This is a genomic window from Gleimia hominis (assembly GCF_032085515.1).
GTDB classification, from domain to species: domain Bacteria; phylum Actinomycetota; class Actinomycetes; order Actinomycetales; family Actinomycetaceae; genus Gleimia; species Gleimia hominis.
The window spans coordinates 1,286,364-1,310,028 of the sequence record NZ_JASXSX010000001.1 but is presented as its reverse complement, the minus strand read 5'-3'; the positions used below and the strand labels follow the sequence as shown (position 1 = coordinate 1,310,028).

The 23,665-nt window shown below is 58.1% G+C and carries 19 protein-coding genes; 5 read left to right on the top strand and 14 right to left on the bottom strand.

The genetic code is table 11. The features are described from left to right. Nucleotides 1-281 precede the first annotated feature (281 nt). Nucleotides 282-5,165, top strand: a complete 4,884-nt coding sequence (locus tag QS713_RS05580) for an endo-alpha-N-acetylgalactosaminidase family protein (protein WP_313273164.1) — start codon at nt 282-284, stop codon at nt 5,163-5,165. 195 nt (nt 5,166-5,360) lie between these two features. On the opposite strand, the gene QS713_RS05575 is transcribed toward QS713_RS05580, so the two are convergent. Genes QS713_RS05575 through hflX form a run of 3 tightly spaced genes read right to left on the bottom strand, consistent with a single transcriptional unit; the run spans nt 5,361 to nt 9,807 of the window. Further along, the gene (locus tag QS713_RS05575) at nt 5,361-6,353 is read right to left on the bottom strand and encodes an L-lactate dehydrogenase (protein WP_233187290.1); all 993 of its coding nucleotides are present in this window, start codon (nt 6,351-6,353) and stop codon (nt 5,361-5,363) included. A gap of 33 nt (nt 6,354-6,386) precedes the next feature. Beyond that, nucleotides 6,387-8,291 (bottom strand): ATP-dependent DNA helicase, encoded by a 1,905-nt coding sequence (locus QS713_RS05570; protein ID WP_313273158.1) that lies wholly within the window; start codon nt 8,289-8,291, stop codon nt 6,387-6,389. Then, nucleotides 8,281-9,807: a GTPase HflX gene (hflX, locus tag QS713_RS05565; RefSeq protein WP_313273157.1), complete on the bottom strand. Its 1,527-nt coding sequence runs from the start codon at nt 9,805-9,807 to the stop codon at nt 8,281-8,283. Before hflX ends, QS713_RS05570 begins: the two co-directional genes overlap by 11 nt. 65 nt (nt 9,808-9,872) lie before the next feature. Here hflX and QS713_RS05560 point away from each other — a divergent pair, with 65 nt between their 5' ends. Beyond that, nucleotides 9,873-10,493: a class I SAM-dependent methyltransferase gene (locus QS713_RS05560; protein WP_313273155.1), complete on the top strand. Its 621-nt coding sequence runs from the start codon at nt 9,873-9,875 to the stop codon at nt 10,491-10,493. Here the strand turns inward: QS713_RS05560 and miaA are convergent. Then, nucleotides 10,460-11,365 carry a tRNA (adenosine(37)-N6)-dimethylallyltransferase MiaA gene (gene miaA, locus QS713_RS05555; protein WP_313273153.1) on the bottom strand — a complete coding sequence of 302 codons (906 nt, stop codon included), beginning with the start codon at nt 11,363-11,365 and terminating at the stop codon, nt 10,460-10,462. The two genes, QS713_RS05560 and miaA, sit on opposite strands and share 34 nt — an antisense overlap. Before the next feature lie 62 nt (nt 11,366-11,427). On the opposite strand from miaA, the gene QS713_RS05550 reads away from it, so the two are divergent. Together QS713_RS05550 and QS713_RS05545 are read left to right on the top strand one after the other, a co-directional pair. Further along, nucleotides 11,428-11,898 carry a hypothetical protein gene (locus QS713_RS05550; protein WP_313273152.1) on the top strand — a complete coding sequence of 157 codons (471 nt, stop codon included), beginning with the start codon at nt 11,428-11,430 and terminating at the stop codon, nt 11,896-11,898. After that, on the top strand, nt 11,891-12,361 hold the full coding sequence (locus tag QS713_RS05545; protein WP_313273151.1) for a YbjN domain-containing protein: 471 nt from the start codon (nt 11,891-11,893) through the stop codon (nt 12,359-12,361). The genes QS713_RS05550 and QS713_RS05545 overlap by 8 nt, the downstream gene beginning before the upstream one ends. Before the next feature lie 99 nt (nt 12,362-12,460). Here QS713_RS05545 and QS713_RS05540 read toward each other — a convergent pair whose 3' ends face one another. Beyond that, entirely contained in the window at nt 12,461-13,159 is a 699-nt protein-coding gene (locus QS713_RS05540; protein WP_102215901.1) for an MgtC/SapB family protein, read from the bottom strand. 126 nt (nt 13,160-13,285) lie between these two features. Between QS713_RS05540 and miaB the strand changes: the two genes are divergently transcribed. Next, nucleotides 13,286-14,803 carry a tRNA (N6-isopentenyl adenosine(37)-C2)-methylthiotransferase MiaB gene (gene miaB, locus QS713_RS05535; RefSeq protein WP_313273149.1) on the top strand — a complete coding sequence of 506 codons (1,518 nt, stop codon included), beginning with the start codon at nt 13,286-13,288 and terminating at the stop codon, nt 14,801-14,803. 145 nt (nt 14,804-14,948) lie between these two features. On the opposite strand, the gene QS713_RS05530 is transcribed toward miaB, so the two are convergent. The 9 genes from QS713_RS05530 to QS713_RS05490 all read right to left on the bottom strand — a co-directional run bounded on the left by QS713_RS05530 (nt 14,949) and on the right by QS713_RS05490 (nt 23,543). Continuing rightward, the gene (locus QS713_RS05530; RefSeq protein WP_102215902.1) at nt 14,949-15,440 is read right to left on the bottom strand and encodes a CinA family protein; all 492 of its coding nucleotides are present in this window, start codon (nt 15,438-15,440) and stop codon (nt 14,949-14,951) included. Nucleotides 15,441-15,491: 51 nt separating this feature from the next. Next, a complete protein-coding gene (locus QS713_RS05525; protein ID WP_313273146.1) occupies nt 15,492-16,070 on the bottom strand; it encodes a regulatory protein RecX in 579 nt (192 codons plus the stop codon). Beyond that, a complete protein-coding gene (gene recA / locus QS713_RS05520; RefSeq protein WP_313273145.1) occupies nt 16,070-17,206 on the bottom strand; it encodes a recombinase RecA in 1,137 nt (378 codons plus the stop codon). The genes QS713_RS05525 and recA overlap by 1 nt, the downstream gene beginning before the upstream one ends. 237 nt (nt 17,207-17,443) lie before the next feature. Further along, entirely contained in the window at nt 17,444-18,565 is a 1,122-nt protein-coding gene (locus tag QS713_RS05515; protein ID WP_313273143.1) for a diacylglycerol/lipid kinase family protein, read from the bottom strand. 72 nt (nt 18,566-18,637) lie between these two features. Further along, a complete protein-coding gene (locus QS713_RS05510; protein WP_102215906.1) occupies nt 18,638-18,859 on the bottom strand; it encodes a DUF3046 domain-containing protein in 222 nt (73 codons plus the stop codon). A 22-nt stretch (nt 18,860-18,881) separates the two neighbouring features. Beyond that, complete coding sequence (locus QS713_RS05505; protein ID WP_313273140.1) at nt 18,882-19,211, bottom strand: helix-turn-helix domain-containing protein; 330 nt, start codon at nt 19,209-19,211, stop codon at nt 18,882-18,884. 239 nt (nt 19,212-19,450) lie between these two features. Next, nucleotides 19,451-20,068, bottom strand: coding sequence for a CDP-diacylglycerol--glycerol-3-phosphate 3-phosphatidyltransferase (pgsA, locus tag QS713_RS05500; protein ID WP_313273139.1), 618 nt, complete (start codon nt 20,066-20,068; stop codon nt 19,451-19,453). 35 nt (nt 20,069-20,103) lie between these two features. Further along, nucleotides 20,104-22,554 (bottom strand): DNA translocase FtsK, encoded by a 2,451-nt coding sequence (locus QS713_RS05495; RefSeq protein ID WP_313273136.1) that lies wholly within the window; start codon nt 22,552-22,554, stop codon nt 20,104-20,106. A gap of 8 nt (nt 22,555-22,562) precedes the next feature. Further along, nucleotides 22,563-23,543: a PfkB family carbohydrate kinase gene (locus QS713_RS05490; RefSeq protein WP_313273134.1), complete on the bottom strand. Its 981-nt coding sequence runs from the start codon at nt 23,541-23,543 to the stop codon at nt 22,563-22,565. Nucleotides 23,544-23,665 lie beyond the last annotated feature (122 nt).

The following is a 23,665-nucleotide window of genomic DNA, read 5'->3' as shown; positions in this document are numbered from 1 at the left end:
CCTCAGTAGCTACCGTGCCCGCAAGACCGAAACCCGTGTCTTGCGGGCACAATAATTTTTGACGATTTGTTTTTTCTTTCCGTGCTAGATAAACGCGGGCCGCTCAAATAAAGAAATAGGCCTTTATACTAGTTTCGTAAGCTGTGATTATCAGCTATGCTGAACGTGATCGCATTTGAGCGTTTATGAATGAAAGATTTCTTTCTACTCACAACTGATCATTTCGCGATTAGTCCCAGATAGTACATACAAGCCCAATATTCAAGGAAGAAGGGGGCATCTTGAGAAAACGCCTACCGGCTACCGCTGTGGCGGCGGGTGCAGCGTGTGCTCTTACCCTGTCATTGACAGGCACTCACGCGTTCACGGCCGAAACCACAGTGGAGTATACGAAAATTGAGCAGGGCGCGATGGCGGCTGTCGAAGCATCGTCAGTCGAAAAAACCGGCGAAGGTTCCAACGGGGCATTGGATCTGATACTGGATTCAAATCCCGATACCTACTGGCACACAAAATGGAGTGATGGGAAAGATCCACTTCCGCACTGGTTCGTGGTGAAACTCGCTGACAAAGCGGTTCCATTGGCGCGAGTAGACCTACTCCCCCGCCAAAGCTCCAACGGCTCCGGACGTGTGCACGAATACAGTATTTATGCCGTGGATACAGATGACTGTAACGCCGCCGCATTTGAATTGACCGATCCGGTTAAAACGGGGTCGGTGGATGCAGGTGAGGGCACAAACAACCAAGAGATCACCTTTGATCCCGTGCAGGCGAACTGCGTGAAAGTGCAGTACGAGTCCAGCTGGGGTGGGGATAGCAGTGCGGAAACTGTGGCCTCTTTAGCGGAGTTCAACGCTTTTACCGGCGAAGTTAAAGCAGCTGAAGAGCCGGAGGAACCGGCTCCCGCACCAGAAGTAACCGTGCCAGATGGTGCGAAGGAAATTACGGACGACACCATCACGGTGCGCACCCACCCAGATTTCCCGCAGGTCATCGACTACCGCATCGGTGAGAAACAACTCATCGGACAGCTCGGTGATCCACTTTCGAAAATCCAGGTGGACGGCAAAGACTACGCGGTCCAGGTAGGGGACGTCAGTACCTCAGAAGATGGAACTACAGTAACCTACCCACTGAAACTCAAAGACCTGGGCGCGGTGAGCCTCGACGTGCAAATGTCTGTCAAAGACGGGACACTCACCTACAAGCTCACCAACATTCAAGACCCCGATCACAAAGTTGGGCACATATCGATTCCCGGGCTTTCCCTCGTGACGGTGACCGGCGATGACCCCGCTGCCCAAGTGATGGCGGCGAACACGAGCGTAAACCGTGAATCCTCTGGTGACACGCTTTTGAACGTGGCAAAAGACAAGGCGAAAGCCGGTACCTCATACATGGCGGTTGCTGCAAACAGTGACCTAGCCGCTGCGTTCGACACTAACGCGATTGGTGATAACACGGCAGCGAACACGTCAAACAACACTCGATTCACATACGACCTCACGGTCAATAAAAACCAGCGTGCCGGACACGTAGGGCCCGCCACCTGGACGTGGCGTTCCAAAGCCATCCAAACCTACGACGATGGCAACGGAATCGGCCCGGACGCAGACCCGTACGTGAAAGTCAAAGTTGTTGCGGACCAGAACAATGACAAAAAAGTGGACTGGCAAGACGCGGCAATCGCCACGCGCGACATCGTTCCCGAAGTGGAAGGTGCTGAAGACGTGGCGAACAACGTGATTGTGCGCATTCCGTTCAATATCGTGTCGCAGGCGACGCACCCGTTCCTGCGCACCCTGGATGACACGAAGCGGATCGCACTGGCAACCGACAACCTCGGGCAGCAAGTACTGCTCAAGGGCTACCAAGCGGAAGGCCACGACTCCGCGCAAGGTGACTACGCGGGTAACTACAACGAAAAAGCTGGTGGGCTGAAAGACCTGCGGACCCTCGTGAACGAAGGTAAAGACTGGAACGCAACATTCGGGATCCACGTGAATGCTACCGAAAGCTACTCGGAAGCCAACGTGTTCGGCCCCGATCTGCTGAAGATGCCGCCGCAAAAAGCTTGGGGATGGATGAACCAGGCGTACTACATGAACAACCAGAAGGACCTAGCCACCGGCAATGTCCTCAAGCGGCTAAAGCAACTGCGCAAAGACTTCCCGAAAGATTCGAACCTGAACTGGTTGTACTGGGACGTTTACTACCCGCGTGGGTGGGAAGGCGTCCGGTTCTCTGAGGAAATCGCTAAGCAGGGATGGCGGCAAGGTTCCGAATGGTCGGATGCGCTACCAACCGTGAACACGTGGTCGCACTGGGCGAACGACGAGAAATACGGTGGTTCGAGCAATAAGGGGATTAACTCCAAGCTGTTCCGCATGGTTTACAACTCAGGGCGCGACACGTTCAACCCCGACCCGATGCTTGGGAACCCAAATACCGTGGAGTTCGAGGGTTGGACCGGACACGTGGATTACAACGCGTTCATCCAAAACGTGTGGGAACGCAACCTGCCCGCGAAGTTCTTGCAGCGCTCGCAGATTATGCGCTGGGGAGACCACGAAATCCAGTTTGAGGACGGCACTAAAGTAACCTCCCCACTGGATTCCATCGGTGGCGATGAGATTCCGAAGAACCGCAAGATAGAGTTCGACGGCGCAACCGTTTACGAAAACGGTTCCTACCTGCTGCCGTGGGCTGATGGTGGGAAGGACCGCTTGTACTACTGGAACGATTCTGGGAAAGCAAGCACCTGGAAGCTTACGAATACGTGGTCTGGGCAGAGCGCGCTGACGCTGTACAAGCTCACGGATACGGGCCGGCAGAAGGTTTCGGACGTGTCTGTTTCGAATGGTTCCGTCTCTCTTCCGCAAACGGATAAGGGCGCAGCCTACGTTCTCTACCCCACTTCGGAGCTTCCGCAGAAGCCTGAGCCTAACTGGGGACAGGGATCGAACATAACGGATCCGGGTTTCTTCTCGGGAACCCTTGACGCGTACGACACGGAGGGGAACACCTCGGTTGAAACGTCGAACCGCAACAATAAGCAGGCGGTTCTGGGAGCTGATAAGGCTGCGATTTCACAAGAACTCAAGGTTCCAGCGGGCACGTATTCCGCGTGGGCTTGGGTAGAAATCCAACCTGGGAAGACCCGGCCAGTAACGGTTTCCGCTACCGGTGAGGGCGTTTCGCCGATCGCTAACCAAGCGGGTGAGACAGGTAAAGCGGTGACGGAGATTAACGCTTCTTCTGCGCTCAACGCCACTGCTTCGGACGAGAAGCTAGGCAAGTACTTCCAGCGCGTCCCGGTGCGGTTTAAGACGGATGGGAAACCGTTTACATTCACGATTGCGGCCGAAGCAGGGGACGCGAAAGTGGCAGTCGATGATCTGCGGATCGTCGAATGGCAACCACCCACAGATCCGAACCAGACGGATAAGACCATAGTGTTCACCGATTTTGAGGACGTAGACGACGGCTACTGGCCGTTCGTAACCGGGTCTTCAAACAAGACCGGTGACGCACGCACCCAGTTGGCACGCAAGCACGTTCCATTCTCACAATCCGGCTGGTACGGCATTATCGAGGATAAGGACAGCACCGCAACTGACGGCGGCAAGTACCTCGACAACGTGCTCGATGGGGAATGGTCGCTCATGGCACACCAGGAGAACCCGGGGCTGATCTTGCGCACCACGCAAGCTTCTGTCCCGCTGGAGCGCGGCTACAAGTACCGCGTATCGTTCGACTACCAAACTGCGTTTGATGACGACTACACGTTGTTCCTCGGGGTGGATAAGCCCGGCGACAAGGGATGGTCTGAATACGCCGCGGACAAGTGGCCTTTGAAGATGGCTCGTGGTACGGGCTACAAGGGGGTTGACCGTGACCCGGCGGGTGCGGGTAAAGCCGGTAAAGGTACCGCACAGTTCAAGCAGGAGTTCACGGTTGATGCGAAAGACCCGGTGTACCTAGGGATTCTCAACCAAGGTAAGTATCCGCAAGCGGACCTGGTTATCGACAACTTCCGGGTGGAGCGGGTGGAAACTGAACCGGCGATCAACCTGGATGTGAAACGCGTGGATTCCGGTGATAAACAAACGCTCGCGTTCGACGTCACCACTTCTGTGGAGGCAATTCAAGGCCCGTTGGAGGACGTGAAGCACTCGGTGAAAGTACCGCAAGGCTGGTCGCTTAAACCGGTGAAAGACGGTGTTAATGCCGTGAAGCCGGGCGAGAAATCAGTTGCGCACTGGGAACTCACACTGCCTCGAAACGCGAAGGCCGACGACATCGTATTCCAACCTACGTGGACGGAAAACGGTGAAGAACGCACCAGTGAACGCCGGTTCACAATCGACCCGCAGCATTTGACCCTGCTCAACCCGTTCAAGAAGTTGACGGTTCAGGGCGTGAGCTCGGAACAGAAGTCGGGTGAACCGGAACCGAACGGTCCTGCTAGTGCAGCGGTAGATGGCAATCCCAATACCTACTGGCACACCGAGTACTCGCCGTCGGTAGCGAAGTACCCGCACTGGATTACAGTTCGGCCAGCAGAAGCGGCCCAAAAGGGTGCGCGCTGCACCATCACGGGATTTGAGTACACGACGCGTGGGAACGCGCAGAACGGTCGGGTTAAGGACTTCGACCTATTCATCTCGAAGGATGGCAAGAACTGGGGTGACCCGGTTGTGTCCGCCTCGCTGACCGACAGCACTAAACCGCAGGTATTCGAGTTCGACCCGGTGGAAGGCTCGTACGCGAAGATGGTGCAGAAGAATGCGCTCAATGGCCAGGCCTTCGGTGGGGCAGCTGAGATCCGCCTCGGTGGCAACTGCAAGACCGACGGTGCGACCACGGAACCAACCGAACCAGGTAGCACGGATGAGCCGACCACGGAACCAACCGAGCCAGGTGGGTCCGAGCAGCCGGTACCGCCCGCGCAGACCGACGCCCCTGGTGAAGGTGGCAATGCGCAGACCCCCGGTGGTGGGAACACTACCCCGGGTAAGCCTGGGCACAAGCAGACCACTGGTGGTAAGCACGGTTCGCTGTCCCGCACCGGCGCTCAAGTAGCTGGCTGGCTCACACTCGCAGCGTGCGCTGGGGTGTTGGGCACGGGGCTGGTACTGGCCCGGCGCAGGACCCGGTAGTAACGAGTTTGGTGCCCGCGGTCTGGCGCAATCCAGTTGCCAGACTTCGGGACCACTCAGACCCGGATCTACTTTAGCCCGGAGTGCACGGGTGCAGATGTAAATGAGGGGGTCTGTGGAGTTAACTCCACAGACCCCCTCTTACTTCACTTTGCGTGGGTGAACGCAACCATCCGCACACAAGACCAGGAAAAACTACAGCCCCAGGCTCTTCGCAACCTCACGCAGGTTTTCAGCGGACCTCGTTAGCCCGTCGCGTTCATGCAGGGTCAGCGGCGGTTCCAACACCCGCCCGGCGCCCTGCCGGTCAACTAAAGTCGGTGCGGCCATCACAATATCGGAGATCCCCTGCCAATCATCCAGCATTGACGAAATAGTCAGCACCCGGTTCTCGTCGCGTAGCACCGCGGACGCAATATTAGTCGCTGCCAAACCAATCGCGTAGTTGGTAGCGCCTTTACCTTCAATAATCCGGTATGCAGACTGCACTACCTCATGCGCAATTTCGTCACGCAACTGGCGGTCAAAAATCCGTCCATCCACAGTGGGACCCCAATGACGCAGCGGAACGTTACCAATCTCCGCACTGGACCACAACGCGACCTCGGAATCTCCGTGCTCACCGGCCACGTACGCGTGAATATTTTTAATTGCAACCCCCGTGTGCCGTGATACTAGGTACCGCAGGCGCGAAGTGTCGAGCACCGTGCCGGACCCGAACACTTGGTTGCGCGGCAAACCCGAAATCTTCAACGCCGCGTACGTCACCACATCCACCGGGTTCGTAATATACATTTGCACCGCGTTCGGCGCGTATTCGCATACTTGAGGCACAATCTTGCGCATCAGATTCACGGTGGACTCCGCTAAATCCAAACGCGTCTGCCCCGGTTTCTGCTTTGCCCCCGCCGTGATGATCACCAGGTCAGAGTTTTCAATCACCGCGATGTCATCTGACCCCTCCACGGAACCGCAGCCCGTGAACTGGATGCCGTGGGCAATGTCCATCGCTTCGGCTTCAACTTTTTCTTTATTAATGTCGAAGAGCGCGATTTTGCGCGCGTCACCGCGGATAGCTGACGCGTATGCGACCGCGGTCCCCACCGCGCCCGCACCCACGACACTGATTTTCGACGGGCCACCTGGCACGTGGGACGGGTATAACGACTTAGGGGTAGTGCTGCTCATAGCTGTTTTCTCCATTTCTGAAACTGATCAAGGTCAGTTACCACTATTCAAACGCCTTAAAGCGGATAAAGCAACGGACTTTTGGTCGGTACGCCACATGCGCGGCAGCGAAGTCAGAAGATATTTACCGTAGCCACGGCTCGCCACCCGGGAATCGAGAATCGCGACCATCCCCCGGTCTTCATCTGAGCGCAGTAACCTGCCTGCTGCTTGGCGCATCAAAAGGGCCGCGTGGTCGAGCGACACCACTTTAAATGGGTTCCCCCCGCGTTTTGCAACTTCGCGGTTCCGGGCTGCCACCACCGGGTCGGAGGGCACTGGAAACGGAATCCGGTCGATCGTGATGAGTCGGCACGCATGCCCTTTTACGTCTATTCCTTGCCACAGCGACAAGGTGCCGACGAGGCACGAATCTTCCTCTGCTGCGAACTTATTGATCAGTGCGGGTAACTGTTCTTCCCCCTGCACATAAACGGGTACGTCCAGTGCTTCGCGCAGTGCGGCCGCCCCTTCTTGGGCACCCACGCGGGATGAGAACAGGGCGAGCGCGCCCCCACCCGCCGCTTGGGTGAGTTCAACGAGTTCTGTGAGGGCATCGGCGTTCACCCCCGACCTGCCCGGCACCTGCAGATGCGAAGCCACGTAGAGGATCCCCTGTTTTTCTGGGGCAAATGGGGTTCCAACGTCGAGGGTGTGCACCGTGCCTGGCAGCAGTGATGCGCCAGTCTCGCGCGCCATGGATGTGAACGAGCCCGCGAGCTTGAGGGTCGCGGACGTGAGGACGCAGCCACGTTCGGCAAACAAGTTGTGCGCAATGGCTCCCGCCACGTCTAACGGGGCGCAGTTAAGATACGTCTGCTGCTCATCTTTTGACCGCGACACCCAGGTGATCATCCGCTCCGGGTCCCGCCCCCAGGCATCCAAGAACGCTTGGGTGTCTGACAGGGCCGCGAGCGCCAGTTTCTTGTCGATTGCTTCTAACCCGGATTGAGCTCCGATTTGTCGCACTACGTCGCGCACTTGGGAGTCGATGGCGGAGAGGGCTTCGACGAGTTCGGGTGGGCGCACAGTAAGAAGGCCTTCGTCGAGGGATTCTAACGCGGTGTTGAACAGTTCAGAGCCGTCCTCGAGTGCGTGCGTGTCCACGCTGGAGCGGCGCGTAACCCTTCGGGCCCGGGAGGACACCCAGTTTGGGGCGAGTTGCCGGGCGGATTGGTCGCGAACAACGCGGGCTAGATCGTGGGACTCGTCGACTATGAGGGCGTCGAACTCACCGAGAATGCGGTTGTCTGTACCGGCGTGGATTCCGAGCATCGAGTGGTTGGTGACGACGATCTGGGCTTTAGCAGCTGCCTCACGGGCCATAGCGGGAAAGCATTCGGACCGCATCGGACACGCGGTTCCTAAACACTGGTTAGTGTTTACTGACACGGCTCGCCACGCCTCATTGTTAACTCCGGGGGTGAGGTCATCGCGGTCCCCCGTGGTGGTTTCTTCTGCCCACGCTCGCAGCCGCACCACCTGTTTGCCGGTGGTTGAGGAGGGAGCGGGGGCGAACAGCGTGTCGTCGTCATCGGGGTAGCCGCCAGACACCTTGTGCATACACAGGTAGTTTGACCACCCTTTGAGCACGGCCACGTCCACGTCCGCGTCCATTGCGGCTGCTACCTGCGGGGCGTCCTTAGTGAGGATCTGGCGTTGCAAAGCCAGTGTGGCGGTGGAGATTAAGATGCGCTCGGAGTGTTCCACTGCCCGACGCATGGCGGGCACTAAGTACCCCAGTGATTTCCCCGTGCCGGTGCCGGCCTCTACGAGTAGTCGCTGCTGCTCGTCCAGTGCACTGGCTACCGCGTCCACCATTTTCTGCTGGCCAGCCCGTTCTTTTCCGTTGAACGAGTCAACTACGCGGCGCAGTAAGTCTTGGTCTTCACTGGCCATTTGCGACGTCCACCTCTTGTAATCGGTGCGCTAAGGATCCGTTCACGCGCCCTACGAGGCGGGTGCCGGTTTCCAGGTATTCTTCCTGTTCGATCTGTCCGGTCTCGTGGAAACTATTCACCAGGTCCCCGTGTTCGTATGGCACCACCACGTCCACGTGCACATCGGGGCGAGGTAGGGTCTGGGCGATCAGTTCCGCAAGTTCTTCAATGCCCGCACCGGTCCGAGCGGAAACCGCAACCGCTCTGGGCAGGCGCGACCGCAGAATCGCCAGGTCCGCTGCGGGAGCTAGATCCGCTTTGTTCAACGCTATGATCTGAGGAATATGCGCGGCACCGTCGATTGTTTCTAACACTTCGTTCACCGCGCGGATCTGCGCGAACGGTTCTGGATGGGCCGCGTCCACGACGTGCACGATAACGTCCGCTTCCCCCACTTCCTCAAGCGTAGAACGGAAGGCTTCCACAAGTTGGGTTGGGAGGTTGCGCACGAACCCAACGGTGTCCACCAGGGTGTATTCGCGCCCATCTGGGGTTTGTGCCATCCGCACAGTGGGGTCGAGGGTGGCGAACAGCGCGTCTTCAACCATCACTTCCGCCCCCGTGAGCCGGTTCAATAACGTGGACTTACCCGCGTTCGTGTACCCCGCGATCGCGACCGACGGGATCCGTCCCATTCGGCGGTGGTGGCGCCGGGTTTGCCGGGTGGGCCGCATGTTTTTGATTTGCCGGCGCAGACGGGCCATGCGCGAGCGGATACGCCGCCGGTCGAGCTCTATTTTCGTCTCCCCCGGCCCGCGCGATCCAATGCCTTCACCACCCGCGACGCGGCCACCGGATTGGCGGGACATGGACTCACCCCAGCCACGTAGTCGCGGCAGCAGGTACTCCAGTTGCGCTAACTCAACTTGCGCCTTACCTTCGCGCGACTGGGCGTGCTGCGCGAAGATGTCGAGGATTAACGCCGTGCGGTCCACCACTTTGACCTGCACCACGTCTTCTAGTGCGCGGCGCTGCGAGGGGGCGAGTTCCGTGTCAACAATCACCGTGTCCGCCCCCGTTGACCGCACGAGGCGCGCGAGTTCTTTCGCTTTCCCCGAACCCAGGTACGTGGCCGTGTCCGGCATGTCCCGCCGCTGCAGCATGTGGCCCACCACTGCGGACCCGGCTGTACGGGCCAGGGCATCGAGTTCGTTGAGGGAGTTTTGCGCGTCCCGCTGTGAATGCGCGTAGATTCCGACGAGGACCACGCGCTCTAACCGCACTTGCCGGTACTCAACTTCGGAAACTTCTTCCAGTTCCGCGCTCGCCACGCGGTCTTGCCGCAGAGCCCCGCGCGCGGCCCGGGCCTGCCGCTCGAGGCTTCCCGCGCCTTCCTCATGCTGCTCGGTAGTGGAACTAAGTGCCTGCGCCACGGGGCGACGTTTTTGCCGTTCCAAAACGCGTTGCACGACCGCGCGGGCGCGTTCTAGTTCTGCATCATCAGAGTGAGCCAAAGAAACCTCATTTTTAGCCATACTGGCTCTATTTTCTCATGTCTTTCCGCGTATCTCCAGAGTGTGCACACGTTTCCGGTATCCTAATGCGTGTGAGCCATTACTTCACTGATACGCAAGCAGCAACGAACGCCGAAACTGAGTCTTTGAGCTTTAGTGCCCGCGGGTTTGACTTCGACGTGAAAACCGCGTCGTCCGTGTTTTCCGCGCACCGGCTAGACTTGGGGACCGCCTCTCTTCTCAAGAAAGCTCCGCCTTTACCTGAAAGTGGTTTGTTTTTAGATTTAGGATGCGGTTGGGGTCCGCTGGCGTTGGCGATGGCGAAAGAGCGCCCTCAGGCCCACGTGTGGGGCGTTGACGTGAATACTCGCGCTCTGGAACTTACGCGTCAGAACGCGCGTGTTAACGGTTGCTCAAATTTGACGGTCTTAACAGCCGATGAGGCACTGGCGCGCGCTCAAGAAGAATCTTTACAGTTCGACTGCATCTGGTCGAACCCACCGATCCGCGTGGGGAAAGACGCGTTACAGACCATGATCACGCAGTGGATGCAGCACTTGTCACCAAACGGTCAAGCCTGGTTGGTGATCGCCCGGAACCTCGGTGCGGATTCGTTCCAACGCTGGGCCGCGGCGCAGGGTTGGGATGCACAGCGCGCCGCCTCGAAGAAGGGTTACCGCATTTTGCGGATTATGCGCAACGCCTGATCCACCAGCTGGTCTTGGCTCATCTCGGTGGCGTTCAGCCAGTGGATGCGCGGGTCTTTACGGAACCATTTTACTTGCCGGCGCACCAGCTGACGGGTTTGTAAACACACGGCATCCACCGTTTCCTGCGGGGTTAGCTCGCCGTTTATGAGGTCCATGACTGCTCGGTAGCCCGTGGCCCGCACCGCGGTGGGTGTGGCAGCGAACCCGCGGCGCATAAGTACGCGCACTTCTTCCACCCACCCCGCCTGGAACATCTGCTTAGTGCGGGCAGTTATCCGCTGGTCCACGTCGTCATTTTCGCGCCTCACCCCGATGAGTACGCTGGGCCGCACGAACTCTTCTTTCGGCAGTGTTGCACTAAATGGCTGGCCGGTTAGCTCAATTACCTCCAGGGCCCGCACTATGCGGCGCGCATTATTTGGGTGCAGTCGCTGCGCCGCTTTTGGATCGGCCGCCGCTAACCGCGCGTGCATAGCCGCGCTCCCTAACTCGTCCGCTTCCGCTTGGAGCCGCGCGCGGATCTGCCGGTCCGTACCCGGAAAATGCATTTGGTCGAACAGTGCCCGCACGTACAATCCGGAACCACCCACCGCGATTGGCACCTGCCCGTCCGCCTCAATCGCATCCGCGTCCGCCCGCGCGTACTGCTGGTAGGCAGCCACCGACGCGACCTCATGAATATCTAAAACGTCTATTTGATAATGAGGTACTTGTGCGCGATCTTGCGCCGAGGGCTTCGCCGTTCCAATATCCATCCCCCGGTAAAGCGCGTACGCGTCCGCGGAAATAATCGCACCCTGCAGATGCTGCGCTAACGCCATGCCGAGCGCGGACTTACCTGAGGCGGTTGAACCAACGATCCCTATCACGCATACAGCTTAGCGGCCGGCCCGTGGTTTCTCACCAAACAAAAAACCACTAGACTAGACGCATGTTCGACCAAGCCGCATCTTTGCAAGCGGTAACCCCGCAACGGGTGTACGCCGCATTAGAGCAAGCGAAGGTTCAGTGTGTCGCCGGCACGGACGGTCGCGCAATCATCCCGTTCTACGGTCATTTCATGGAACTCAGACACTCGGCGATTGAAAACGGACAGTACCTGTGGCGCATCCACGCTCCTTGGGCTCGGTCGGTGAACATCGCGTACCTGCGGGAAGTTAAGGACGTGGTGCAGCGATTAAACGGCACTATCTACGCCCCCAAAATCGCCTACTACGTGATGGATGAAGGGAAGATCCGGTTCAATGCCTCGTGGGCTTTCAACTGGAGCGCGGGGGCAACAGATACGCAGATCCTGCAAGAACTCAACCTTATTATTGGTTCCACAAACTACGTTTTAAGCCAGCTCAACACCGCATTTCCGGATCCGTGGGAGAGTGAAAGGCCCGATAGCGATGCGTAACCACCAACTGTTCTACCCCCTTGATATGAATCGGTTAGGCCAGCTCTTAGAACTGTGCCAAATCCAAATAGTCGCGCAGCAAGAAACGGCATTCGACGTGGTGGTCGACGACATGGCGTTAAACGTGGGAGTGTCAAGCGATCACGTGTGGATGCTCATAAAATCATCATTTCCCGTGCCCTCCCCCGGCGCTTCTTTCGGCGGGCAACCGGACGACACGCTCGAGGACGTGGAAAAAGCCCTGCACCTGCTGACGGATGCGACAAATGAGTGGAACGCCCGGTGTCACTACCCGAACGCGTACCTAGCGCGCGTTGGGAAACAGTGGGTGATCCGCCTTGACTGCGCGTTCTACGCGGAAGCTGGATTGACGATTGAACAGTTCCAGTTGGCTTTCAACACAGCCCGGTCATGCATCAAACAAGCCATGGAGGAACTGCCCGAACTGATTCCCCCGGCGTAGCCTCCCCTGATTCCCGAACCTGGCGTCATATTTGCCTAAACTCGCAAAACATAACGTAAAAGTGTCCTGCGCCGAATAGTCACGCAACATTTATGGGGACTAATCTGCATCCGCGATCTCTGGGGTGTCTTCAATGTGGATGGCCTCTACCCCTTCGGTGGCCCCCAGTTCGGCCGCCAGCTCGGTTAAATGAAGTCTGCCCGTGAAGCGAATCGACACGTTTACGAGCGGTGGTTTTTCTTTATTGAGCCGCCGCGAAGCAATTATTTGCGCATCAAACCCCAGATCGGATGCGATCAGCAGTAACCGCCGCAGCGTGCCGGGGTACTCCAAATACTCAATATCAACCACTCGCTGCGGATCCGCTTTGGGCAGCAGCCGAATCAGCGGCGGCAGAATAAAGGTGAGAATGAAGTACACGAGCGTGCCCGCCAACGCAATATATGTCAGGCCCGCCCCGCAGGTAACTCCGATGGCAGCGGAAATCCAGATGGAAGCCGCGGTGGTTAGGCCGCGCACGGAATCTCGATGGACGAAAATCAGCCCGGCACCCAGAAAACCAACTCCGGAAACCACTTGCGCGGCGATACGCGTCATGTCACCCGCCACCGCCTCATGCACCACGAAACCGAACCGGCCGGTGAGCGTGAACAGGCACGCCCCTAACCCGACGAGCGCGATCGTGCGAATCCCCGCGTTCTTGTGTCGAATCTGCCGTTCCAACCCAACTAGGCCACACAGCGTGGTCGCTAGCAGTAGTGATCCCAAAGCGGGCATCACGTAGATTCGTGGATCCACCAGACCTCCGACAAAATTACTCAGTTACGTACCTCTTTGAGCCTACCGCTTTATGCGTTGTGACGCGCCCATCAGCGCCGCCAGTTCAGATTCCCATTCGCTTACCCGTCTATTACAATGGCGGCGATGAATACTGCAATTTCCCCAAAAACCTACACGGTCCGTACGCTCGGCTGCCAAATGAACGTACACGATTCCGAACGTATGGCCGGTTTGCTCGAAGAACAGGGCCTGGTGCGGGTTCAAGAAGTACCGCAAGCGGCTGCGCGCGCCACGGAAGCTGGTGACGAAGGTGCGGACGTGGTCGTAATTAACACGTGTTCGGTGCGCGAAAATGCGGCGAATAAACTGTTCGGTAACCTCGGGCAGCTAGCTGCTGTGAAGCGTGAACGCCCCGACATGCAGATCGCAGTGGGTGGCTGTTTAGCGCAGCAGATGCGCGAAAAGATTGTGCAAAAAGCTCCTTGGGTGGATGTGGTGTTCGGCACGCACAACATCGATGTGCTGCCCGTATTGTTAAAACGTTCTGCACACAACCGCGAGGCCGCGGTGGAGATTGAAGAGTCCCTCAAAGTGTTTCCCTCCACGCTTCCCACGCGGCGCGAATCCAGTTATTCCGCGTGGGTTTCCATCTCAGTGGGGTGCAATAATACGTGCACGTTCTGCATTGTGCCGCACCTTCGCGGTAAGGAGCGGGACCGTCGGCCCGGTGAGATTCTGGCGGAGATTGAAGCGGTTGTAGCTCAAGGTGCAATCGAGGTTACGTTACTTGGGCAGAACGTGAACTCTTACGGCGTCAATTTCGGCCACCGCGGGGCGTTCGCGGATTTGCTGCGCCAAGCCGGTCAGATTCCCGGGTTGGAAAGGTTGCGTTTCACCAGTCCGCATCCGGCCGCGTTCCGTGAGGACGTGATTGAAGCTATGGCACAGACCCCCACGGTTATGCCTAGCCTGCACATGCCGCTGCAATCTGGGTCAGACCGGGTTTTGCGGGCAATGCGCCGATCTTACCGCACCCGCCGGTTTGACCGAATCTTGGAGCAGGTACGGGCCTCGATTCCGAATGCAGCGATAACCACGGACATTATCGTTGGCTTCCCGGGTGAGACGGAAGAGGATTTTCAACAGACCCTGGACGTGGTTGAGCGGTCTCGATTCGCGTCTGCATTCACGTTCATTTACTCGCCGCGGCCTGGCACGCCGGCGGCGGACATGCCCGATCAGGTACCGCCGCAGGTGGCGCAGGAACGTTACGAGCGTCTAGTTGCGTTACAAGACCGGATTTCCACCGAGGATGCGCGTGCACTGGAGGGGCAAACGGTTGAGGTGCTCGTCAGTGAGCATCACGGGAAGAAGGATGCAGCTTCTGCCCGTCTGTCTGGGCGGGCGCGCGATAACCGGCTGGTGCACGTCGGCTTGCCGGCGGGCGTGAAGTTCGGGGTGGATGTGCGTCCCGGTGATTTGGTGAGTGCGCGCGTCACCCACGGGGCGCCGCACCATTTGATCGCAGATTCAGCACTTGAAAACGGGCTGTTTGAGGTTCGCCGCACCCGGGCGGGTGACATTTGGCAGCAAGCTAATCCGACGCCCGAACAGGCCCGTAAAGTTGGTTTGGGAATGCCCACTATCCGCCCGCGCAGCTAACACTAGTGGGGACTTGTTAGCACTTCCCTACGGATTGGCCTCAGCGCGCCCCTCAGGAATCACGTTAGCGCTGGTAGTTCAGCACCAGTGGGGACCGCACGTTTTCTAGAACAGGCTTTTGCTTTCTAGAACAGGCTTTTGCTTGCTAGAACAGGGCTTCGACGCCGCTGAGTTGGTCGTAGAAGTAGTCCAGTGCCGCTTGGGTGGCTGCTTGGCGGATTTCCATCCGGTTTCCACTTAGTGAAAATAGGGTTGCCGCTGAGGTACCTGCCTCGCGATCGTGAAAACCCACGTACACGGTGCCAGCTGGATGACCATCGGCGGCCCCTGGGCCGGCCACCCCGGTGGTGGACAGGCCGTATCGCGCGTCGAATAGTTCCGTTGCTCCGCGTGCCATCTGCATCGCGACTTTTGGATCCACTGGCCCGGTTTCTTCCAAGGCGGCGCCACTCACGTTCAGCACGCGTGCTTTAGTGTCTACCGCGTACGTGCACGCCCCACCACGCAAACACGCGGACGCGCCGGGCACATCCACTAGCGCTGCGGACAGTAAACCGCCGGTGAGGGATTCGGCAACTGCCACGGTCTCATGTTTCTCGATGAGTTCACGAATAATCAGCCGTGCTGTACTAGCCACTTGCGCTCCGCTCGTCTGTTGGGAACCGTTGACGGGTTTTCCCGCCTTTTATTAGTTGTCTTCTTCCATCACTTCGGATATTACCCGAATGCTTTGTGAAGGTGGATACCCTTTTCGTGCCAGCATTGACAGTAGCCTCTGTCGTTGCCTCTTTTGATCCACTCCCCCCATCGTACGCAATCGTTTCCGCACGAGTTCACTCGCCACACGGTCGGTATTATCTTCATCCACTTCGTCTAACGCTTGTTCAATCACGTCCGGTGGGATTAGTTTGCGCCGCAGTTGCTCCACCAGGGCCCGCCCCACGAGGCCGCGTTCCGCGTGTCGGGTTCTAACGAGCATGCGGGCGTACCGCTCATCGTCGAGGATGTTCGCGTCCACTAGGCGTTGCAGTGCTTCCTCGATGGGTTCGGGCTGAAACCCGCGTTCACTTAGGCGGGCCCGGCACTGCCCGACTGAGCGGTCTTGCCGGTCAAGCATCCGCAGCGCCACCTCTTTTGCCTGCTCCACTGCCTGCTCCCCTTCTAGCGAGGCGGCCCACTCACGGCGTTCTTCCCGGCGGCGCTGCTGCTTTTTCCAATCCCGACGTTTCTTAACTACGTGCTCGTCTAGATCGTAAGAAAGATTCACTAGAAACCAGCCTCTGCCGCCGGATCGGAGGCGACTTTAGCGTTATTCTTCTTCGCTTTTCCGCGCGCGGACTTCTTGCCCGCAGTTTCGGGTTCCGCTTTATTATCGGATTCGGCCTCGACCGAAACCGCGTTTGGATCTTCCCGGATGCCTAATTCGATCAGGATCTTATTTTCAATTTCGTCCGCTAGCTGCGGGTTGTCGCGCAGGAAGTTACGGACATTCTCTTTGCCTTGCCCCAGCTGGTCAGAACCGTAGGTGAACCAGGATCCTGATTTCTTCACAATGCCCGATTCAACCCCCATGTCGATAATCGACCCTTCGCGAGAAATGCCTTTACCGTAGAGAATGTCAAACTCTGCTTGTTTGAAGGGGGGCGCCACTTTGTTCTTAACAATTTTCGCGCGCGTGCGGTTACCCACCGGGTTCCCCTGCTCTTTGAGGGTCTCGATGCGGCGCACATCGATACGGACCGAAGCGTAGAACTTCAGGGCTTTACCACCCGTCGTGGTTTCGGGGCTGCCGAAGAAAACACCGATCTTTTCACGCAACTGGTTGATGAAAATCGCGGTGGTACCGGTTCCAGAAAGGGCGCCGGTAATTTTCCGCAGCGCCTGCGACATGAGTCGTGCTTGCAAGCCCACGTGGGAGTCACCCATTTCGCCTTCAATTTCTGCTTTCGGCACCAGTGCGGCAACGGAGTCAATGACGATGATGTCGATTCCGCCGGAGCGGATCAGCATATCCGCGATCTCAAGTGCCTGTTCACCGGTGTCGGGTTGGGACACTAGGAGGTCGTCGGTGTTAACCCCAAGTTTTTTCGCGTATTCAGGATCTAATGCGTGTTCCGCGTCGATGAATGCGGCGTTACCACCCTGTTTTTGTGCCTGCGCCACCGCGTGCAAGGCTACCGTGGTTTTACCAGACGATTCCGGACCGTACACTTCGATGACACGTCCGCGCGGGAGCCCACCCACCCCGAGGGCAATGTCGAGCGCAAGGGATCCGGTGGGAATAACTTCCACTCGCCGGTGGGTGTCTTCCCCCAGGCGCATTACTGAACCCTTACCGAACTGTTTATCGATCTGGCTCAGAGCCAGTTCTAGTGCTTTATTACGATCTGTTGTTGCGGCCATGGAAACCCTTCCTTTAACTCTCGCGCTCTCCGCGCACTACCGGGCTGGTCTTACAGGGATACTTCCCTCTCCGGGATACCCCTATCGTGCCTAGCCGACCAGGAGCTGTAAACCCTCAAAAGTAAAATTGTGAATAACTTTCGAAGTGCACGAACACCAATAGTCTAACCGAACACCTGTTCGAATAAGAAATCGAATCCAGCGCCTGTTGAAAATCAACCAGATCCGCGCGGCCCCCTAATCAGCTTTGGAAACACCCGGAACGCGCGCGTTCGATATGGAATCATCTGCTCCGGGACGCAGTCCCAATGGGGTGCCCCAAACGCGTGGTAAGGACACATTAACGGCGTGCGACACAACCTGCACGTACGCTTTCGGCACGTAAGCCACTTCGCCGTCCAGCGTGAGAACGAGAGGTTCGTTACTGAGAGATTCGAAGTCGAACCGTTCCCCCTGGTAGCGCTCCAGCACGCGCGTATCGATCGGCTTACCTGTCTTGAACCGCCCCACGAGTCGGATAATCTGCTCTAGTTTGAGCGGTTTACTCCAATACACGTCGATCATGCCGTCATTCAACCGGCCCCTGCGGTTTGGTTCGAACCCGCCGCCGTAGAAAGACGCGTTACACACCGCGCACAAGTCGTAGGACCGCGCTTTGTTGCGCCACTTACCCTTGGGGTCGCTGTGGCCCATTTGCATGGCCGACGGCTTGCGCCCCACCATTGCTACAGCAGCGCCAAGAAAATAGCTAACGTTCGACAACGCGGGCCACCGCCGCTGAATGCTGTTCGCAATCGCCGCTACGCGCGAGTCCAAGCCGATTGAAACCGCGTTAATAACGTAGCGGTCCAAGTTGGTGCGCCACTGCCGGGCTCGGCCCAGCCGGTATCGAGGTGCACGAACCCGCAGGGTATCCACCCGGTACGTCTCTAAGCCACCAGTGGCAATAGCGTCAATAATTTGATGAGGACGGTGCGCATGCCCGCGGTATAGGGATCGAGCGAGGTCATTTCCGGACCCATACGGTAGCGCCAACAACCGAGCGCGCGAACCAACCAGCGCATGCGCCACCTCGCTGATAGTTCCGTCACCAGCTGCCACGGCGATCAACGCGCGCGGTGAGCGGGCAATTAGATCACTCGCGATATTCGGAGCATCCCACGGTCCGTGGGTGAAATACACGGGCACGTGGTCGACGTTAAGCGCCCGCGCAAGGTGACTTTGAAGCTGCACCACGCGACTGTGTAACTTTTGCTTTCCAGCCCGAGGATTAACAATCAGGTACGCTCCGCAGTCGGGCTTAGAAACTGCCGGACCGGCCACCGATTCATCGGGCGAACCGATCGTCGCCCCGCTCATACGATCAGCTCGCGAACCAGCCTCGGAATTGTTCGTCCGATTAGTTTCGTTCAAGTTAGCCACAGTGTGATGTTAACGCGCGGGCTGTGGTTGCCGGTGCACCCACCGGGCTTCGTCGCCAACATCCGTTTCGTCTACGAGTTCATTCCAGACCGTGTCGGGTTCCATCCCGTCCTTGAGGGCCTGCTCGGCGGTACCCCCCAAGTGTGGCAAGAATAGATCCCCAACCAGTGAGCGGCCGTAACAGGATCCGTAGACCGCTTCCACATTCCTCCAGAACTCTGAGATCGTCACTTGCCTAGCTCCGTTCTAATTTCTAGCTCAGAAGCGTCATCCGCTCCGCTAAAGAAGACTCCAGGTAGTCGGGTACCGTGTCGGGTACCTTCACGTTCTCTAGTGCGGCGATCCGGTCGGAGACCTCACGCAACACGAACGACAGCGGTACATCCAACGCGTTGCAGATTGCTAGCAGCAGTTCTGACGATGCTTCTTTCTGCCCGCGTTCAACTTCCGATAAATACCCGAGGGAAACCTGCGCATCGGAAGACACGTCCCGGAGTGTGCGCCCCTGGTGGCGGCGAATGTTTCGCAGCACTTCCCCAAGGTGCTCTCGCAATGACAGTGTCTCAATCTTTGATGCCTGCATATTCCTACCGTATCGAACAGATGCTTGATTCTTTAATGCTCGTGGGTGTGTTATGCGTCCCGTCTGATCTGACGGTGCCACCTTAATGTAATAACGACTTGGACTTTTTTCCTTCATATGAACGTAAACCCCGGTTCAGCAAACAATATTCCAAGTCGATAAGTGGGGAATCACACGTTTAGAGGTCCAGGTGGTGAGAGAAAAGGTGGGGAGAGGAACAGGCGGGGAAATGTCCGTTACTAACTTCGCTTGCGGACGATTTTCGCCGCTTCCACCACGTACACACCACCGGACCAGACGGTGAGGACGAATGCGATCGCGATAAATGCCACGGTCACCCAGCGTAAGGCGGTAGCGAACGCGGGAGCGGTAATCCACGTGGTCCACGGGCCAACCAGGAGGAAGATGAGGAACATCTGCGACACGGTTTTTGCTTTCCCACCGGAGTTCGCGGCGACCACTATGCCGCGGCGCAGAAGCCGGCGGCGCATCCACGTGATCCCCAGTTCGCGCACGCCCACGATTATCGTAAACCACCATCCGAGCAGGCCCGTTATGGACAACACGATGAACGCGCCCAGCGTTAACGCCTTGTCAGCAATCGGATCCCAAATCTTTCCGAAGTCTGTAATCAACCCGCGTTTGCGCGCAATCTCACCGTCGAAATGATCCGTTGCCGCAGCAACCATGAACACCACCAGGGCCACCCAGCGGCACGCCGTTGAGGGGATGAACATGAGGATTATGAACACCGGCACTAGGGCCAGCCGCAGCATTGTCAAAATGTTTGGGAGATTCCAGATTTCTTCACTCCCCCGCGCTTTCGACACGTTGTCGTCCATTTGCGCTTTATTCATAGTCCCCGCCTCTCCCGGTACCCACCGGGGTTAACTTATCTTCCAGTGAGTTGCCACGCGTCTTCTTCACTTGCTTCACTGCTCTCTTCTGAGCCTACCGGATTCTCGCCCCTGAGCATTGCCAGAACCTGTGGTAGCGCTTCTGGTTCCACCAGCACTTCGCGGGCTTTGGATCCTTGTGACGGCCCTACAATTTCGCGCGATTCCAGTAGGTCCATGAGGCGGCCTGCCCTCGCGAATCCAATCCGCAGTTTGCGCTGGAGCATGGAAGTGGAGCCCAGTTGCGTTGACACCACGAGTTCCGCAGCTTGCAGGAGGTCGTCGAGGTCGTCACCGATGTCTTCGGCCACCATCGTTTTCTTCGCTGGTTCCGTCACATCTTCTCGGTACACGGGCGCCATTTGTGATTTCACGTGGTCCACTACGCGGTGGATCTCCGATTCGGTTACCCACGCGCCTTGCACGCGCATTGGTTTTCCCGCGCCCATGGGTAGGTAGAGGGCGTCACCTTGCCCGATGAGTTTCTCCGCTCCCGACTGGTCCAGAATAACTCGCGAGTCCGCAAGCGAGGAGGTTGCGAACGCGAGCCGGGATGGGATGTTGGACTTGATTAGCCCGGTCACCACGTCCACTGAGGGACGCTGCGTCGCTAAGACCAGGTGGATACCGGCCGCGCGTGCCAACTGGGTGATGCGCTGAATCGAGGCTTCTACGTCGCGTGGAGCAACCATCATGAGGTCCGCCAGCTCATCGACAACAACCAGCAGGTACGGGTACGGGCTGAGCTCGCGTTCGGAACCGGGTGGGGTTTGCACTTGCCCAGCGATCACTGCCTTGTTGAAGTCGTCAATGTGTTTGAACCCAAATTGTGAAAGGTCGTCGTAGCGGTGATCCATTTCTTTAACGACCCACTCCAGGGCTTCCGCCGCCTTCTTCGGGTCGGTAATAATCGGGGTGATCAGGTGCGGGATCCCTTCATAAATGGTGAGTTCCACGCGTTTTGGATCCACCAATATCATGCGCACCTGAGCGGGTGTGGCACGCATCATGATGGACGTGATCATCGAGTTAACGAAAGACGACTTACCGGAACCAGTTGCGCCCGCCACCAGCAGGTGGGGGGTTTTCGCAATGTTTGTGACGACGTAGCCGCCCTCAACATCTTTCCCAACCCCAACGGCGAGGGGATGGTGATTGCGCAGTGCAGCGGCGGAACGCAACACGTCACCGAGCGCAACGGTTTCGCGGTCCGCGTTGGGGATTTCCACACCGATTGCAGACTTTCCGGGAATGGGCGAGAGGATCCGCACGTCCGCTGACGCAACCGCGTACGCAATGTTCTTGGAAAGCTGTTCAATCCGCTCGACTTTAACGCCGGTACCAAGGGAAACTTCGTAGCGGGTAACGGTTGGCCCGCGCGAGAACCCATCCACAGTGGCATCGACTTTGAACTCATCCAAGACTTGTTGGAGGGCGTGCACTACCTGGTCGTTCACAGCAGAGCGGGTCTTGTGGGGCGCACCTTTAACCAGTGCATTGTCACCGGGCAGTTCGTAAGGTGCATTTGGATCGTCCGGATTTGCAGTCACGGGGAGGTCCGCGCTGGAGGGCTCAGGCGAGGTTGGACTCGGCTGAGCGTCACGCTTCGAAGAGCCGGTGGGCGTGAACACTTCGGTTGCGGGTTCGGCATCGCCTGGTAGTGCTTGGGAGGGTTCGTAGACTTCGTGCTCGGCGGGGAAAACCTGGGTGTTGTCTTCAACTTCGTGGGCGGTGCGGAACGCTTCGTCTGCATCGTATTCATCCAAATGCGGGGTTTGCTCCGCAGCCTCTGGCCGGCGGAACCCTTGTTTGAGGACGCGGGGCAGGTCGCGAAGGGGCGTGCGCATAGCGATGACGGCGGATGCGAGCAAAACCAGTAGGAGCACGATCACTGCCCCACCACTGGTCAGCAGCGCAGTGAGGGGGTATCCGAAGAACCAGCCGATCACACCGCCGGCGTCTGCGACCCGCGGCAGGTTTGACAGCGGGGGGTTTGCGCGCGTTGCCTGCACCATCCCAGTTAGGGCTGCAGCGGTTCCAATCAGTGCTGTTATTTGCGCCGGCAAGCGGTTTTCTACCCGGGCATTGAACAGTTGTACCGCCACGTAGACGAGAGCAATTGGGATCGTGACGTCAAAAACCCCAGCCAGGTTTCGCCCCAGGTTCTGGAACCACTGCCCCACCCCACCGGACGTGTGCAGCCAGGTACCTAACGCGAATAAAACTGCGAGGAGAACTAGAACTACTGCGACGATGTCACGTTTTAGCTGTGGATCCCACGCGTGGACGTGCCGATACGCCGCCGCCACCCCTCGGGCAAAAAAACGAACGCCCGTACGGATGCCTTTGAAGAACGCGGAACCGATTGTGGTAATAAGACTCAGCAGGGGTGAGCGGTTGGATTCATCGGTAGGCTGATCGGATTTTTTCGCGCGTTCGTGTGCCATAGTATAAGTTAATTTACCCGCTTAGAGGCCGCGGCTGTGTCCAGGCACGCCGGTTCAGTGGGGTCAAAGTCGAGGAATGCCATGAGGTCGTCCAGCGAAGGAATGTGCATTGAGTACTCGTGCGAGATCATTACGGCGCCCGCCGCGTTCGCAATGAGTACCGCGGCGCCCACGTCGTGTCCCACTGCGAGCGCCCCGCACATGGCCCCCACGTGAATGTCCCCAACCCCGGAGGTGTCCGCAACGGGGACGTGAAAAGCGGGGACCACCACGCGTGAAGCGGCGTCGCCGTTGCGGTGGTATTCACACCCAATGGACCCCATGCGGCGCACCACAACGGTGTTGGGCCGCATCCGCTCGGCGACGGCCTGCCACCCAACCTCACCAGGTTCCAGCAGTCCCGGGAGGATCCGGGCTTCACGCAAGTTCAAACTCAGGTAGTCCGCCCGGTGCAGCAGCATGGGCCACACTTCGGGATCGATCTGGTCGAGCATGGGGGAAGGACACAGCACTACCGTGATGCTTTCGTCGAGGTTCGCGGCCCACCGGGCGATTTGTTTGGCGGCTTGAGAGTTAGTCATGGTGAGGCCGTGTACCAGCACCACGTCGCCGGGTTGCACTTCCACCTGGTGGAACATCGCTAAAGGCGGGTCGGATTCCACGCCTACCGACAACACGGTGGTGGTGTACCCGCCTTCTTCCACCAGTTGCATCGCAACCCCGATGTCACCGATCATTTCTTCAGTCAAGATTTCGATGCTGCGCTGGCGTAGAACGCGGCGCGCCACGAACGAGTTCGGCCCCGATCCGAGTACGGACAGGGCGGCGGCATGGACCCCTAGTTCACCGGCCGCGGCGAGTCCTAAAAACCCCCCGCCGGGCGCTGCCAACATGGAGCTAGCGAGCAGAATCTCGCCGCGCTCGGGAAGTTTTGGAATCGATGTGGGCAGGTTCAAATGAATCGGCTGGGTAGAAATAAATCGCGACACGTGTGCTCCTGTTCCCTACTCCTATTCAAGGTCCCTATGAACTATATCTTTACGCCCCATGCCCGGTTTAACAAGTCCCCCGTTTTTCGTTCCGCACGCGATCATATTTTTGCCAGATCTTG